The sequence below is a fragment of the Fodinicurvata sediminis DSM 21159 genome (assembly GCF_000420625.1).
GTDB lineage: Bacteria > Pseudomonadota > Alphaproteobacteria > Kiloniellales > DSM-21159 > Fodinicurvata > Fodinicurvata sediminis.
Genome location: NZ_ATVH01000013.1, coordinates 44,811 through 59,029, shown reverse-complemented (window position 1 = coordinate 59,029; position 14,219 = coordinate 44,811). Strand labels below are relative to the sequence as shown.

At 63.1% G+C, this 14,219-nt stretch carries 14 protein-coding genes; 2 read left to right on the top strand and 12 right to left on the bottom strand.

All coding sequences use genetic code 11. The features are described from left to right. Nucleotides 1–21 precede the first annotated feature (21 nt). The 3 genes from smc to G502_RS0105265 all read right to left on the bottom strand — a co-directional run bounded on the left by smc (nucleotide 22) and on the right by G502_RS0105265 (nucleotide 4,893). Nucleotides 22–3,510, bottom strand: a complete 3,489-nt coding sequence (gene smc / locus G502_RS0105275) for a chromosome segregation protein SMC (RefSeq protein WP_022727614.1) — start codon at nucleotides 3,508–3,510, stop codon at nucleotides 22–24. 59 nt (nucleotides 3,511–3,569) lie between these two features. Then, nucleotides 3,570–4,190, bottom strand: a complete 621-nt coding sequence (locus tag G502_RS0105270; RefSeq protein ID WP_022727613.1) for a DsbA family protein — start codon at nucleotides 4,188–4,190, stop codon at nucleotides 3,570–3,572. 187 nt (nucleotides 4,191–4,377) lie between these two features. Beyond that, nucleotides 4,378–4,893, bottom strand: a complete 516-nt coding sequence (locus tag G502_RS0105265; RefSeq protein WP_022727612.1) for a DUF721 domain-containing protein — start codon at nucleotides 4,891–4,893, stop codon at nucleotides 4,378–4,380. Between the two features lie 78 nt (nucleotides 4,894–4,971). On the opposite strand from G502_RS0105265, the gene mutY reads away from it, so the two are divergent. Next, nucleotides 4,972–6,063, top strand: coding sequence for an A/G-specific adenine glycosylase (gene mutY / locus G502_RS0105260; protein ID WP_022727611.1), 1,092 nt, complete (start codon nucleotides 4,972–4,974; stop codon nucleotides 6,061–6,063). A gap of 29 nt (nucleotides 6,064–6,092) precedes the next feature. Here the strand turns inward: mutY and G502_RS0105255 are convergent, their stop codons facing one another. From G502_RS0105255 to G502_RS0105220, 8 genes are all read right to left on the bottom strand, one after another. Then, nucleotides 6,093–7,130: a site-specific DNA-methyltransferase gene (locus tag G502_RS0105255; RefSeq protein WP_051152075.1), complete on the bottom strand. Its 1,038-nt coding sequence runs from the start codon at nucleotides 7,128–7,130 to the stop codon at nucleotides 6,093–6,095. Between the two features lie 173 nt (nucleotides 7,131–7,303). Then, the gene (rnhB, locus tag G502_RS0105250; protein WP_022727609.1) at nucleotides 7,304–7,945 is read right to left on the bottom strand and encodes a ribonuclease HII; all 642 of its coding nucleotides are present in this window, start codon (nucleotides 7,943–7,945) and stop codon (nucleotides 7,304–7,306) included. Between the two features lie 35 nt (nucleotides 7,946–7,980). Continuing rightward, on the bottom strand, nucleotides 7,981–8,160 hold the full coding sequence (locus G502_RS0105245) for a hypothetical protein (protein WP_022727608.1): 180 nt from the start codon (nucleotides 8,158–8,160) through the stop codon (nucleotides 7,981–7,983). A gap of 163 nt (nucleotides 8,161–8,323) precedes the next feature. After that, complete coding sequence (locus G502_RS18735) at nucleotides 8,324–9,448, bottom strand: PA0069 family radical SAM protein (protein ID WP_051152073.1); 1,125 nt, start codon at nucleotides 9,446–9,448, stop codon at nucleotides 8,324–8,326. A gap of 144 nt (nucleotides 9,449–9,592) precedes the next feature. After that, a complete protein-coding gene (locus G502_RS0105235; protein WP_022727606.1) occupies nucleotides 9,593–9,790 on the bottom strand; it encodes a hypothetical protein in 198 nt (65 codons plus the stop codon). A gap of 406 nt (nucleotides 9,791–10,196) precedes the next feature. Next, the gene (locus tag G502_RS0105230) at nucleotides 10,197–11,084 is read right to left on the bottom strand and encodes a LysR family transcriptional regulator (protein WP_022727605.1); all 888 of its coding nucleotides are present in this window, start codon (nucleotides 11,082–11,084) and stop codon (nucleotides 10,197–10,199) included. 180 nt (nucleotides 11,085–11,264) lie between these two features. After that, a complete protein-coding gene (gene trxB / locus G502_RS0105225; RefSeq protein WP_022727604.1) occupies nucleotides 11,265–12,230 on the bottom strand; it encodes a thioredoxin-disulfide reductase in 966 nt (321 codons plus the stop codon). Nucleotides 12,231–12,444: 214 nt separating this feature from the next. Beyond that, complete coding sequence (locus G502_RS0105220) at nucleotides 12,445–12,807, bottom strand: helix-turn-helix domain-containing protein (protein WP_026986581.1); 363 nt, start codon at nucleotides 12,805–12,807, stop codon at nucleotides 12,445–12,447. A gap of 332 nt (nucleotides 12,808–13,139) precedes the next feature. On the opposite strand from G502_RS0105220, the gene G502_RS0105215 reads away from it, so the two are divergent. Further along, entirely contained in the window at nucleotides 13,140–13,640 is a 501-nt protein-coding gene (locus G502_RS0105215) for an Lrp/AsnC family transcriptional regulator (protein ID WP_022727603.1), read from the top strand. Between the two features lie 72 nt (nucleotides 13,641–13,712). On the opposite strand, the gene greA is transcribed toward G502_RS0105215, so the two are convergent. Next, nucleotides 13,713–14,189: a transcription elongation factor GreA gene (gene greA, locus G502_RS0105210; RefSeq protein WP_022727602.1), complete on the bottom strand. Its 477-nt coding sequence runs from the start codon at nucleotides 14,187–14,189 to the stop codon at nucleotides 13,713–13,715. Between the last annotated feature and the right edge of the window lie 30 nt (nucleotides 14,190–14,219).

Genomic DNA, 14,219 nt, shown 5'->3' with positions numbered 1-14,219 from the left:
AGCCCCGGTAGCTGCGGCTTTTCAGGCCGTTTCGCGCAGGGCTTCGGCCTCCTCCATGTCGACCGAGACAAGCTGGCTGACACCGCGCTCGGCCATGGTCACGCCGAACAGGCGATCGACCCGGGCCATGGTCAGGCGATGGTGGGTGACCAGCAGGAAGCGGGTTTCGAGGCTGTGTGCCAGCTCGTCCACCAGGTCGCAGAAGCGGTCCACGTTGGAATCGTCGAGCGGTGCGTCCACCTCGTCCAGGATACAGATCGGCGCGGGGTTGGTCAGGAAGACGGCGAATAGCACGGCCAGTGCGGTAAGCGCCTGTTCGCCGCCCGACAGAAGCGACATGACCTGGAGCCGTTTGCCCGGCGGGCTGGCCATGATTTCCAGGCCGGCGTCCAGGGGGTCCTCGGCTTCTGTCAGCCGCAGGTGCGCTTCGCCGCCTCCGAACAGCCGGGCAAACAGCTGGGTAAAGTGGCGGTTCACCTGTTCGAAGGCGGCCAGCAGGCGTTCGCGGCCTTCGCGGTTCAGGCTGGAAATGCCCTGGCGCAGGCGGGCGATGGCAGCTGTCAGGTCCTCGCGCTCCCGGGCAATCTCCTCGATCTTCTGCGTGAGTTCCTCGGCCTCGGTCTCGGCCCGAAGGTTGACCGGGCCCATGCGCTCGCGCTCGCCGCGCAGGCGTTCGACCTTGGCCGCGACCTCATCCTGTTCCGGCAGCTCCTGGTCGGGCATAAGGCCCGCCAGGTCCAGAAGGGCGTCCGGCACGCAGTCCAAGCGTTCGCGGACCCGGCGGGCATGGGCGTCGAGTGCCTGCTCGGCCTGCTCGACACCTGCCTCGGTCCTGACTCTGGTTTCGCGGGCCTCGTTCACGGCCTGCTCGGCCTGCTTCAGGGCCGCATCGGCTTCGCGCTGGCGGGTCTCCCCCTGGGCCAGTGCATCGGCGGCCGTGCGCTGTGCCGTTTCGGCTTCGGCGATCTTCTCGGCCAGGGTCGTGTGCTGCGCAGCTATTTCCTCGGGTCGGGCCGACAGGGTCTCGAGTTCCTGCTGCACCGCTTCGCGCCGCGTTTCCAGCTCGGTGCGGTGCTGTTCGGATTCGGCGGTTCGACGCTGCCAGGTTGCCTCTTCGCGTGCAATGGCCTCAAGCCGTTCATTGCGCTCACGCGTCTCCCGCGTCAGGCGTCCCAGTTCGGCATCGGCCTCGTTGTGCCGCCTGCGCAGGTCCGCCAACTCCTGCCGGGAGTCTTCGAGCTTGGCTCGCGCGGCAGAGGTGTCCGGAAGCTCTGCCTGTTCCTCACGCACCGTTTCCAGGTCGGCATTCAATTCGGCCTTCTCGGTTTCCAGGGTGGCAATGGATTCCGCCACGGATTCCAGTTTCGAGTTGATGGCCGCTGTCTCTCGCTCCAGCCGGGCCTGGGCATTGCGGGCGCTGTCCAGTGCCTCCTGGTTGCTCTTCAGGGCCCGCCTGGTTTCCGCCTCGCGCGTTTCGGCGGCTTGCAGGCGTTCGCGCAGGCTTTCGTCTTCCTGCTCGATGGCCAGGCGGTCCCTGTCGGCCTCGTCCAGTTCGCCCTCCAGTTCGCTCAACCGGTTGCGCTGGGCCAGACGCTGGGCGCTGGCCGTGGGCGCTTCGGCATAGGCCGTGTAACCGTCCCAGCGCCAGAGATCGCCATCTGCCGTGACCAGGCGCTGGCCGGGAAGCAGGTCCGGTTGAAGCCGGCGTGCCTGGTCGGCCGAATCCACCAGTCCGGTCTGGGACAGCCGCCGTAGCAGCGCGGGGCTGCCACTGACATAGCGGGTCAGGGGGGTGCTGCCCTGGGGCAGGTTCGGGGCTGTGTCGAGCTCGGGCAGTGTCGTCCAGAAAAGCGGCGGTCCGTCTTCACCCTGTGCCCCGCTGTCGTGCAGCAGGGGCGCTTCCAGGTCTTCGCCCAGGGCCGCCCCCAGGGCGGCTTCGTATCCGCGTTCAACGCTCAAGGAATCGGCAAGCGGCGGACCGCTCTCGCCGGCCCCGCTTTCCAGAAGCTGTGTCAGGGTGTTGCGCTCGGTCTCAAGGCGGGTGCAGACGGCCGCCTGTGCACGGTGACGTTCGCCCAAGCTTTCCCGCTGGCGGCGCAGCGTGCTGAGCGTCTCCGTGATTTCCTCCAGGCTCTGCTGCAGCTTTTCGTCCTCGCTCTCGGCGTTCCTCAGTTCGTGTGCCGCCGCTTCCATGGCGTCGGCTGCAGGTTGTTGTGCCTTGAGATCGCGTTCCTCGCCGGCCTGGAGGGCAATGCGTTCCTCCAGCTTGCGGGACCGCTCCTCCATGTCGGCCAGGCGCCGTTCCAGTGTGGAGCGGCGGGCTTCGTCATTGGCGATGGCTTCCGCCTGGCTATCGATCTCGTCCTGGCGCGCAGAGAGTTCGTTGGCCAGGCCATCACGCCGGGCGATGGCGTCGTCGCGGGCTGCCTGCTCGCCCTCACCGGCCTCTTGAAGGCGGGCACGCTCGTCCTGCAGGCGCTGGCGCGCTTCCGAGGCGTCCTCCAGCAGATTGGCCGTGCGCTTAAGGTCGCTGTCGATCTGGGACAGCCGGTCCTCGGCCTGGGCCCGCGCTTCCTTTGTGCGGGTCTCCTCGGCCTGAAGGCTGTCGCGCTCGGAAATCAGCCGCCGCAGGGCGGCGGAGGATGCCGCTTCTTGCTGGCGCAATTCAGGCAGGGCATTGGCGGCCTCGGTCTGTTCACGTGCGGCGACTGCGGATTGCTGCGTCAGGCCTTCCACGGTTTCCTTGGCGGCCTTCAAGGCCTCCCGGGCTCGCTCCTGTTGGGCGCGCGCCTCGAGCCATTCCAGGTGCAGAAGCAGGGCTTCCTGCCGGCGCAACTGGTCGGCGATGTTGCGATAACGGGTGGCCTGGCGTGCCTGTTTCTTCAGGGACTGAAGCTGGCTTTCCATGGTGCCGGACACGTCGTCCAGGCGCTCCAGGTTGGCTTCGGCCGCCTTCAGCCGCAATTCCGCCTCGTGGCGGCGCGAGTGCAGGCCGGAGATTCCGGCGGCCTCTTCCAGCAGCATGCGCCGATCGGCGGGTTTGGCGTTGATCAGTGCCCCCACGCGTCCCTGGCTGACGATGGCGGTAGACTGGGCCCCGCTGGCCGCATCGGCAAACAGCAGCTGGACATCGCGGGCGCGCACTTCGCGGCCATTCACGCGATAGGTCGAGCCCTTGTCGCGCTCGATTCGGCGGACGATCTCCAAGTCGTCCTGGTCGTTCAGGTTGGCGGGTGCCGTGCGATCACGATTGTCCAGGGACAGGCCAACCTCGGCCAGGTTGCGGGGCGGACGATTGGAGCTGCCACCGAAGATGACGTCGTCCATCTCGCCGCCACGCAAGCGTTTGGCGGAGGTTTCGCCCATGACCCAACGCAGGGCCTCGACCAGATTGGATTTTCCGCAGCCATTCGGCCCGACGATTCCCGTCGTGCCGGGCTCGATCAGCAGCTCCGTCGGATCAACGAAGGACTTGAAGCCGCTCAATCGAAGCCTGACAAACTGGACCAAGGCGTCTGTGTCCTCTCAAGCTAGCGCCGGCCGCTGGTCCGTGAGGAGCTAAGGGCCGGTCAGGAGTCCTCCTGGACCTCTTCCAGGATCTCCGCAAGGTCTTCGTAGGAGCGATTGCCCTCGACCTTGCGGCCGTTAATGATGAAGGTGGGCGTGGACTGAACCTCGTAGGTCTCGCGCGCCTGCTCCAGCTTGCGAATGACCTGGTTCATGCCCGCCTCGTCCTCGATGCAGCTGTTGAAACGCTCTTCGCCGAGCCCGGCCAGCCGTGCATGCTTCTGCAAGGCGGCGATGGGATCCTCGGCTCGGGCCCACTGCTGCTGATTCTCGAACAGTGCGGACAGCAGGCCGAAGAAGGCGCGGTCCTGCTCCAGGCACTCGGTGACCATGGCGGCGCGCAGAGCCAGCCCATCCAGCGGATAATGACGATAGACGAGGCGGGCCTTGCCTTCGTCCAGCCACTCGCTCTTGAGCTCGGGCAGGGTGTCAGTATGAAAACTGGCGCAATGCGGACAGGTCAGGGAGGCATACTCGATGATCGTGATCGGCGCATCGGCATCGCCGATGATCCGTTCGCCTTCTTCCACGGTCGTGGCATCGGCCAACGCGGGATTGATGCGCGGCAACAGCGGCGTCAAGGCCAGGGCGGCTGCGGATAACAGTATATGCCTGCGGTTCATATTTCACCTACCATATCTAGTGGATGTTACGTGGAGCTTATCCGATTCTCAAGACTGCAGATATCCACAGCCCCGAATCCTTTCTGCGCGTTTGCTTCATGGTGACGGACTGCCGGCACGAAGCAAGGCAACGTTGTGTACGTCCTGTGTCAGGGAACAATCTGGCAAAAACAAGGTCAGGCTTGTGTCACTTCCGTTTCCGGGCCTCCACGGCCTCGGCCAGATGCTGGAGCGCGCTGCGCAGCTGGCCGTTGTCGATCTCCTGCAGTTGTTGCTCCAGACGGCTGTTCTCCTCACGGGGCAGGGGCGGGGGCAGCTGCGGCTCCTGTCGCCGGGTTTCCTGGCGCGCGCGCAACGGTGCCTGCTCCAGTTTCAGGCGGCTGATCAGGCTGTAGCCGAAATGGCTGTTCACGCGTTCGATGATCTGGGGCTCCTGGTGCTGGATATCCAGGGCATGGGCGGCATCGACACGCAGGAGCAGCGTGGCGCCACGGCGTTCGCCACGTCGCGGAAAGCTCAGGCGCACCGGCTGGGCCTTGCCGGCCAGGCTGGTCCCGATCACCGTCGCCCAGTCCAGGATCAGGCTGGCCTCGGCGCGACTTCGCTTTGACAGCGCCGGGGCCGTGACATCGCGTAGCAGGCGCGAAAGACTGCGCGGGCTTGCGCCACGTTCGGAGCGATCCTTGGAAGAGGCTGCGTTCACGCTGTGGGGCGTCCTTTGTTCGGGGTCACCGGTCTGACCGGACTTGCCTGTGTCGTCGTCTTAACTATAAGGGCCAGGATGTCGTCTTCAACCGCCACTGAAAGCCTGTCCCCCGCTATTGCCGAACGGATCGCCGGCAAGCTGCTGGCCTGGTACGATCGCCATGCCCGGGTGCTGCCCTGGCGCGCAGTGCCCGGACAGCGGCCCGATGCCTATCATGTCTGGCTGTCGGAAATCATGCTGCAACAGACCACGGTGGCGGCCGTCAAACCCTATTTCGAGGCCTTCCTGGAACGCTGGCCGACTGTTGCAGACCTGGCCGCGGCGGATCGGGAGGATGTTCTGACCGCCTGGGCGGGGTTGGGGTATTATGCACGGGCCCGCAATCTCCATCGCTGCGCCCAGGTCGTGACGGACACTCATGGTGGTGTCTTCCCGGAAACAGCTGACAAGCTCCAGGGACTGCCCGGGATCGGCCCCTATACGGCCGCCGCCATTGCCGCCATCGCCTTCGATCAACCAGAAGCCCCCGTGGACGGCAATATCGAGCGGGTGATCAGCCGGCTGTTCGCAATCGAAACCGAATTGCCCAAGGCAAAACCGGAGATCGGTGCGTTCATGCGGCGCCTTGTGCCGGTCGGTCGGCCCGGCGATTTCGCCCAGGCCATGATGGACCTGGGCGCGGGCATTTGTCAGCCGGCACGGCCGCGCTGCATGCTTTGTCCTCTTGCCGAGGATTGCTCCGGACGCGCTCGAGGTATTGCCGAAACCCTGCCGCGCAAGGCGGCACGGAAGGAAAAGCCCCTGCGCCAGGGCGTTGCCTTCTGGCTGATCCGTCCGGATGACAGTGCCGTGCTGCTGCGCCGTCGCCCGGAACGGGGGTTGCTCGGCGGCATGACCGAGGTGCCGTCAACGGACTGGACGCAAGTGCCGCCGGACGACGGGGAAGCCCTGGCCCAGGCGCCGCTGGCCACCGACTGGCAGGCCCTGCCGGGTCAGGTCTCGCATACCTTCACCCATTTCCGCCTGCAGCTTCGGGTCTGGGCGGCGCGCGGGCACTGTGACCTGCCCGGTGGGCGCTGGGTGACGCCGGAAGACCTGGACAACCAGGCCCTGCCCTCCGTGATGCGCAAGGTCATTGCCCATGCCATCAAGCAGGGCTGGGCCTGAGAGGGACGGTTCAGGGAACGGAGCGGCGATCAGTTGAGTTCGGCGCGCAGTTTCTGGCGCAGCATGTCGATGGGCACGGAGCGCCCCTCCACATTCAGGTGCCAGAAGGTCCAGCCGTTGCAGGCTGTCGCACCCTGGACTGCGGCCCCAACCTTGTGAATCGATCCGTGATGGTCGCCCTGGGGCCCGGTGCAGATCAGCGTGCCGTCCGCCCTGACCTTTGCGGTCAGCCGGCGATTGGGATCATGAAGGACTGTGCCGGGCTCCAGCAAGCCGCGTTCCACTAGCCAGCCGAAGGGGATGCGCGGTTCGGCGCGCTTCTGCTTGATCTCGAGCAGTTCCGGGTCAGCAAGCGGTTCGACACGGTCGATGCGTGTGCGGGCCAGTTCTGCATAGCCTTCCTCGCGCTCGATGCCGATCCAGCGCCGGCGAAGACGCTTGGCCACGGCGCCGGTGGTGCCGCTGCCGAAGAAGGGGTCGAGCACCAGCTGTTCGGGCTTGGTCGAGGCCATGAGGATGCGGTGGAGCAGGGCTTCGGGCTTCTGGGTCGAATGGGCCTTCTGGCCCTGCTTGTCGCGCAAGCGCTCCTGGCCCGAGCAGATCGGGATCAGCCAGTCGCTGCGCATCTGCAGGTCGTCGTTCAGGGCCTTCATGGATTCATAATTGAAAACGTAGCGCGAACGTTCCGACTTGGCGGCCCAGATCAGGGTCTCGTGGGCATTGGTGAAACGCCGGCCGCGAAAGTTGGGCATGGGGTTGGACTTGCGCCAGATCACATCGTTCAGGATCCAGAATCCCAGTTCCTGCAGGATGCTGCCTACGCGGTAGATGTTGTGATAGCTGCCGATGACCCAGAGGCTGCCATCCTCGCTGAGCGCATGGCGAGCAGCTGCCAGCCAGTCACGGGTGAAGCCGTCATAGGCTTTCAGGTCGTCGAACTTGTCCCAGGCGTCATCGACCCCGTCCACGCGGCTGTTGTCGGGGCGAGTCAGGTCGCCCCCCAGCTGCATGTTGTAGGGCGGATCGGCGAAGATCATGTCGACGCTGCCAGCGGGCAGCTCGCGCATGACCTCTGCGGAATCGCCGATGATCAGACGCCCATCGCCAGAGTCGCGCTCGATGTTGCGTCTTTTGCTGCTTTTTTCGGTAACCACGGACATGCCCCCGATACTCCCCCTTGGCCTGAAGTCCGGAGCTATCCTGAGTCACGCAGGATTCGCGGTCAAGTCTTTCGTGAGAATCAACTAGTTACAGTCTTGTTTTCAAGTCTGGACACAAGTTCTTGTATGGGGCGGAAGGAGCGACGGTGATATCTGCTGGGTCCGAGCTGCTCCAGTGCCTTGCGATGATCCGCGGTGCCATAGCCGCGATTGCGATTCCAGTGATAGCCGGGGCAGTCCTGGTCGAGCTGTTCCATCAGGCGGTCACGCGTGACCTTGGCCAGGATCGAAGCGGCCGCCACCGAGACGCTGAGGCTGTCGCCACGGGCCATGGCCCGGTGTGGACAGGGCAACTCCGGCGCGTGCAGGCCGTCGACGATGGCGCCGTCGGGAACGAAATCCAGGGCTGCCACCGCCCGCTGCATGGCCAGAAGGCTGGCCTGCAGGATGTTGAACTGATCGATTTCGGAAACACTGGCCTGTCCGATGCCGAAATGACATCGTTCCTGTATGGCCGTGCACAGACTGGCCCGTCGCTGTGCCGTCAGTTTCTTGGAATCGTTGAGGTGCTGAAAGGTGGGTTCGGTAAGGTCTGCCGGTGTGATACACACGGCTGCCGCGACAACCGGCCCGGCCCAGGGGCCGCGTCCAGCCTCGTCGAGGCCGACAATTTGGCGGTTGTCGCGGGCTCCGAATTCTGTTTCGAATGAATAGTCGGGCATGGGGACAGACGCGGCGGCGCTGTCCGCGCGCGGCCTCAGGCCGCCATACCGTGTCCGTCGCTCCAGGCCTGAGTCTGCTTGCAGGAGGGGCAGATACGCTCGCCAGGCCAGGCCGAGCTGAAGCTCTGGGCGCACATCAGGCACTTGCGCTTCTTGGTCTCGTGCTGGCGATCGCTTTCGGGTTTCTTCACGCTTTCACTACGGTTCCGGGCCATCAGATCTTCCTGTCGTTTCAGCTTCTGTCTAACTGTCAATGTGACGAATTTATCGCATTCATATAAAGGAAGCTGATGCGTCATGGAACCTACATCTTGCAGCGCAGCAATGCGTTTACAGCATGGCGGGCTGCGAAAAGGCCTGATTCCGTGACGTAAGCTCCTAGAAAAGCTCGAATTGCCGTGGATCACGGGGCGCTCGGAAGCGGTTGCAATCCATGGAATTTTCCGTCCGATTCAGTTTCAGGCGCCGGGTCGCGGTCTCGAAACGCTGGCGGAGAAGATCGGCATAGACACCCCGGCCCTTCATCCGCGTGCCCCAACGGCTTTCATAGAGATGGCCGGCCCGGGTTTCCTTGACAAGTTTCAGGACGCGATTTTTTCGTTCCGGCATGTGCGTATCGAGCCAGTTCTCGAACAGTGCTCCCAACTCGTGAGGCAGGCGCAGCAGGACGTAACCGGCCCTGTCGGCACCGCGCTCGGCGGCAGCTTCGAGAATGGCCTCCAGTTCACTGTCATTCAGTCCCGGGATCATGGGCGCGGAAAGCACGGTGACGGGAATGCCGGCCTGGTTCAGCTTCTGAAGTGTCGCGAGCCGCTTCATCGGAGTCGCGGCCCGCGGTTCCAGATTGCGTGCCAGCTTGCCGTCCAGGGTAGTGATGGACAGGCAGACCCGAACGAGATTCTGCTGCGCAAGTTCCTGGAGCAGATCCAGATCGCGCAGGACCAGTGTGGATTTGGTGATCAACGTGACCGGGTGACGGGCCTGGAGCAGCACTTCCAGGACCCCGCGGGTGATGCGCAGCTTCCGCTCCACCGGCTGGTAGGGATCGGTGTTCGAGCCAAGCGCGATGACCTCTGGACGGTAGGAGGGCTTGGCCAGTTCCTGGCGCAGCAACTCGGCAGCGGCGTGCTTGGCGAAGATGCGGCTCTCGAAGTCCAGGCCCGGCGAAAGGCCAAGATAGGAATGGCTGGGACGCGCGAAGCAGTAGATACAGCCGTGCTCGCAGCCGCGATAGGGATTGAGTGAGCGGGAGAGCGGAACGTCGGGAGAATCATTGTGCGACAGGATGGATCGTGCCGCGTCGGCATAGACTATGGTTTGCAGTCCCGGCTCCTCTTCCTCCGGATCCCATCCGTCATGCTCTCGGTGACGGCTTTCCGGATCGAAGCGTCCTTCCGGGTTTCCGACAGCACCGCGGCCCTTGCGCGGACAGTCGGGGACTGTCGTGCCGCTTTCCGGTGGGGGGTCTGCTTCCGGTTGGAACTCTGCGCGTTTCCTCTCCATGCGGAAAGGATAGGCCATTAATAAGAACAAAACAAGAACATTATTGTTCCTGAAGAACTCTTGTTACGGCAGAGTCCTTGACCACCAGAAGGGGGCAAGCTTCGCCTGCAGAGCAGGCTGCCGGCGAAGCTTGTGGATTTCCTGCTAGCCGGCGCTGCCGAGACTCGAGTCGGCCTTGTCCTCTGTTCTGGACAGAACGGCATCGCTGGTCTGGAAGGCCTTGTCGACGCGTTCCGGCCAGGTGACCGGTTTATCCTGGTTGCGTTCGAATTCCCGGAGTGCTTCGCGCAATTCCTTCAGGGTCTCGTAGAGCTCGCGCTCATTGGGGGTCAGGTTTTCCATGGATCGAAGTGTCCTTCTGCCTTGAGATGCTGGCAGGCAGGTGGGTCTGATCGCGGGACGATCAAGGAGACTTCATGGGCCGGTTGCGTGGCAATTTCCGGACGAAAAAAATGCCGGGAACCAAAAGGTTCCCGGCAAGTTGAACAGGGAGGCTTCACGTCTGGGAGACGTAGGACCTTCTGCGCGAGGGGCGCGCCCGAAGGCCCTGGGTCCGGAAGGGATTCCGGACCAGAGACCGGCGCTGGCGCCGGGCTCTCAGGGATGCTGCGTCGCAACATCGTCTGACAAGAAAAATGGGATTTTCCCCCCTGATTGTCTATGCACAAACGAACAAATGGGCCATGCGACTGTCGCATAGCTACACCCCTGTTGCTCAAAGGCAACAGCAGTTCTCCGTTCACGTGGATTACAGACGTGACTCTGCAACCTGACGGAGCAGGAAATCCCGGAAAACCTCGATACGCTGAGTTCCGCGTAATTCCTCGGGATAGACGAAATAGGCATCGATCCGAGGGCCTTCCAGGTCCGGGAGAATCTGAACCAGGTCACTGTCCTCCTGGATCATGTACTCCGGCAGGCTGCCGATGCCAGCGCCCATGGTGATGGCCTGCATGATGGCGTAGATGTTGTTGACGGTCAGTGCCGGCCGTCGCATGCCCGTCGCCGTGCCGCTGCGCAGCAGCCAGTTGACGTCGGGAACCGGGGGCCGCGTGTCCTGGCCGTAGACAACCAGACGGTGCTTGTCCAGTTCCTCCACGCTTTGCGGCAAGCCATGCTTCTTAAGGTAGGCCGGCGCGGCATAGGCTTGGATATGGACGTTCAGCAGGTGGCGCTGGATCAGATCGCCCTGGCGCGGCGGTGACATGCGAATGGCGACGTCGGCCTCGCGCATGGACAGGTCGAGTTCCCGGTCATCCAGGATCAGATGCAGCTCGATGTCGGGATAGAGGTCCATGAAATGGCGCAGGCGCGGCGCCAACCAGGTGGACCCGAAAGCCACGGTGGTCGTGACCTTCAACAAGCCGCGCGGCCGGTCACGGCTCTCGGTCAACTGGGCCTCGGTGATTGCCAGCTTAGCAAAGACCTCGTGTGCGGTGCGGTAAAGCAGTTCGCCCTGCTCGGTCAGGATCAGGCCGCGCGCGTGGCGGTGAAAGAGGGGCACCTTCAGGCTGTCTTCCAGCGCGCTGATCTGGCGGCTGACAGCCGACTGGCTGAGGTTCAGGACCTCGCCGGCGTGGGTGAAGCTTCCCGCTTCGGCAACGGCGTGGAAGATACGCAGTTTATCCCAATCCATTACACAGACGGCCCGACGCCTCTGCGGACGGACCTCCCCCCTTTATTGCAAATTCAAGCCAAGCGATTGCCGCTGGCCAAGACTACCTCAGGCCCGGGAAGAAATCCTAAAGGAAAATTCTTCGACTCGCGATCTGTTTTAGAAGGAAAAAAGCTAAAATGCCGCTGCGGAAAAGCAGAACTATTCCGCAGCCGCGCTTGTCACTTCCTGGGTCGCCAGGAAGCGTTCGGCCTCAAGGGCGGCCATGCAGCCCATTCCTGCTGCCGTGACAGCCTGGCGATAGACCTTGTCCTTCACGTCGCCCGCCGCAAAAACGCCGGGCACTCCGGTGTCCGTGGAATCGGGAGCGGTGATGATGTAGCCCTCGTCATCCATAGGCAGTTGGCCCTGGAACAGCTTCGTGGCCGGGTCATGCCCGATGGCGACGAACAGGCCATCGGTCTCGAGTTCACGGGTGCTGCCGTCCTTGAGGTTACGCAGGCGCAGGCCGGTCACCCCCGGCGGGTTGTCCTCGCCCAGCACTTCCTCGACCACACTGTCCCAGATGCACTCGATCTTGGGATTGCGGAACAGTCGTTCCTGCATGATCTTTTCGGCACGCAGTTCATCGCGGCGATGGATCAGCGTCACGCTTTCCGCGAAATTGGTCAGGAACAAAGCTTCCTCGGCGGCCGTGTTGCCCCCGCCAACCACGGCAACCTTCTTTCCGCGGTAGAAGAAGCCGTCACAGGTGGCGCAGGCGGAAACACCCGCCCCCATGAAACGCGTTTCGCTTTCAAGGCCCAGCCAGCGCGCCTGGGCGCCTGTGCTGATGATCAGGGTATCGCCGGTATAGATCGTTCCGGAATCGCCGTGACAGCGGATCGGCCGGCTGTCGAGCTCGACCTCGACGATGATGTCGCTGACCAGTTCGGTGCCCACATTCCGGGCCTGTTCCTGCATCTGCTCCATCAGCCAGGGGCCCTGGATCGCGTCGGCAAAACCGGGGTAGTTCTCGACATCGGTCGTGATGGAGAGCTGTCCGCCTGGCTGCAGCCCCTGGATCAGCATTGGCTCCATATTGGCGCGCGCAGCATAGACGGCCGCTGTATAACCGGCCGGGCCGGATCCCAGGATCAGAACCTTGCTGTGTTTCGTCTCGCTCATTTTCGCTGTACTCGTGTCTGCTGGTTGCGCCGCGCAAAAGAAAGCGGCCTGTGCGGACCCTCGATCGGCCGTTGTTCACGGCAATCTAGTTCCTGCACAGGCCGCTAACAACCCGTGGCGTCGAGTGTAACTGTCTTTTCTTCTTCTCATGTGCACGGCACTTGGCCGTGCAGGACAGGTCACTGCGCGAAGCTACACTCGAACGTCTGAGGGCTCAGGCCGACTTAGCGAAGGCCTTGACCAGCTTGACCACCTGGTTCTTCAACTCGCCTTCGGGAATCGCGTTGATGGCCCGGGCCAGTTCAAGGCTCTGGCGGCTGAGCGGCGGTTCCTTGGGCATGGGGGCCTTGTTCCCCGGGCCGGACAGGCCCTCGAAGAAATAGGTCACCGAAACGCCAAGCGCCTTGCTCATGTCCCAGAGGCGGCTGCCCCCAACGCGGTTGGCACCGCTTTCATATTTCTGGACCTGCTGAAAAGTAATGCCCAACGCCTCTGCCAGGGCACTCTGGCTCATGCCGAGCGATACGCGCTTTTCGCGTATCTTGCGGCCGATGTGAACATCTGTGGGATGATACATGATTGTTTATCCTAAGTTGGTGTCTTCCATTTCATGATTGTGCGCACAGTGACATACACGACCTGTTTACTATACAACCTTTCGATGACAAACGGCAAGCCGCCCTGCGGAAAATTCTTCGAATAGGCGTATTCGCGAAGCGGCCTGTTGGCGACGCGCGTATTATAAAGTCACTCAAAAAACGATACAGTCTAACGACTTCGCTTGCGTAACCCATGGGTAAAGTAATATTCTTGCGCAACGCGTTTCTTGGTGAGACTTGCTGCAACACCAACAAGCCGTGCAGTGCGCCCCGGGCGCCGATCGCGCAACACCTAATGGGAGAACCCTCCATGCCCCGCGTCAAGCTGGACCGCATCGACATGCGGATTCTCAAGGACCTTCAGGCCGAGGGGCGCATGACGAATGTCGACCTGGCCAAACGGGTGGGTATCTCGGCGCCGCCCTGCCTCAGGCGTGTGCGCGCCCTGGAGGAGGCTGGCTACATCAAGGGTTATCATGCCGAGGTGAATGCCGAGGCCCTGGGGTTCGAAGTCATGTTCTTCGCGCTGGTAGGGCTCGACAGTCAGAGCGAGGCCGTCCTGCAGGAGTTCGAGGAGACAATGGCGGCCTGGCCGGAAATCCGCGAATGCCACATGGCGCGCGGCCCGCACGATTTCCTCCTCAAGGTTGTGGCGCGCAACACGGCGCATGAGAACGAGCTGACCCAGCGCCTGACTTCGGCGCCGCATGTCTCAACCGTCCTGACCGTCCAGGTGATTCGCACCTCGACCGACCGCCCGGGGGTTCCCATCGACGAGATGGAGGCACCGCCGGCGGATGAAGGCGAATAGCCTTCAGCATAATATGCCCCACAGATGCACGCCCCACGGATACGGGACTCGTCATTGCAGGCGGCCGTCGCCTCAGATGTAGCGAATCTTCAGGATTTCGTAGGCCTTGGCACCCTTGGGCGTCGTGACCTCGACGGAATCGCCTTCCTGCTTTCCGATCAGAGCACGAGCCAGCGGACTGGTCACGGCGATGCGGCCTTCCTTCACCTCGGCCTCGGTTTCGCCCACGATCTGGAAGGTGGATTCCTGGTCCGTGTCCTCGTCGGCCACGTCCACCGTGGCGCCGAACATGACGGTATCCCCGGACAGCTTGGAGGGCTCGATAACCTGGGCGCGGGAGATCTTGTCCTCAAGTTCGGCAACACGCCCCTCGATGAAGGACTGGCGCTCGCGCGCGGCGTGGTACTCCGCATTCTCGGACAGATCGCCATGCTCACGCGCTTCGGCAATGGCCTTGATGACCTCGGGCCGCGCCACACTGCGCAGGTGCCGCAATTCTTCTTCCAGCCGGGCGTAGCCGCTGGCTGTCATGGGAACCTTTTCACTCATCTCGACGACAAAAACCTCCGCAAATTGCAG

Coding starts and splice junctions, on each gene's coding strand:
- G502_RS0105270 (WP_022727613.1), bottom strand. CDS start 4,190: ATGAACCGCAGGCATATACTGTTATCCGCAGCCGCCCTGGCCTTGACG.
- mutY (WP_022727611.1), top strand. CDS start 4,972: ATGTCGTCTTCAACCGCCACTGAAAGCCTGTCCCCCGCTATTGCCGAA.
- G502_RS0105255 (WP_051152075.1), bottom strand. CDS start 7,130: ATGCGCGAGCTGCCCGCTGGCAGCGTCGACATGATCTTCGCCGATCCG.
- rnhB (WP_022727609.1), bottom strand. CDS start 7,945: ATGCCCGACTATTCATTCGAAACAGAATTCGGAGCCCGCGACAACCGC.
- G502_RS0105245 (WP_022727608.1), bottom strand. CDS start 8,160: ATGGCCCGGAACCGTAGTGAAAGCGTGAAGAAACCCGAAAGCGATCGC.
- G502_RS18735 (WP_051152073.1), bottom strand. CDS start 9,448: ATGGAGAGGAAACGCGCAGAGTTCCAACCGGAAGCAGACCCCCCACCG.
- G502_RS0105235 (WP_022727606.1), bottom strand. CDS start 9,790: ATGGAAAACCTGACCCCCAATGAGCGCGAGCTCTACGAGACCCTGAAG.
- G502_RS0105230 (WP_022727605.1), bottom strand. CDS start 11,084: ATGGATTGGGATAAACTGCGTATCTTCCACGCCGTTGCCGAAGCGGGA.
- trxB (WP_022727604.1), bottom strand. CDS start 12,230: ATGAGCGAGACGAAACACAGCAAGGTTCTGATCCTGGGATCCGGCCCG.
- G502_RS0105220 (WP_026986581.1), bottom strand. CDS start 12,807: ATGTATCATCCCACAGATGTTCACATCGGCCGCAAGATACGCGAAAAG.
- G502_RS0105215 (WP_022727603.1), top strand. CDS start 13,140: ATGCCCCGCGTCAAGCTGGACCGCATCGACATGCGGATTCTCAAGGAC.
- greA (WP_022727602.1), bottom strand. CDS start 14,189: ATGAGTGAAAAGGTTCCCATGACAGCCAGCGGCTACGCCCGGCTGGAA.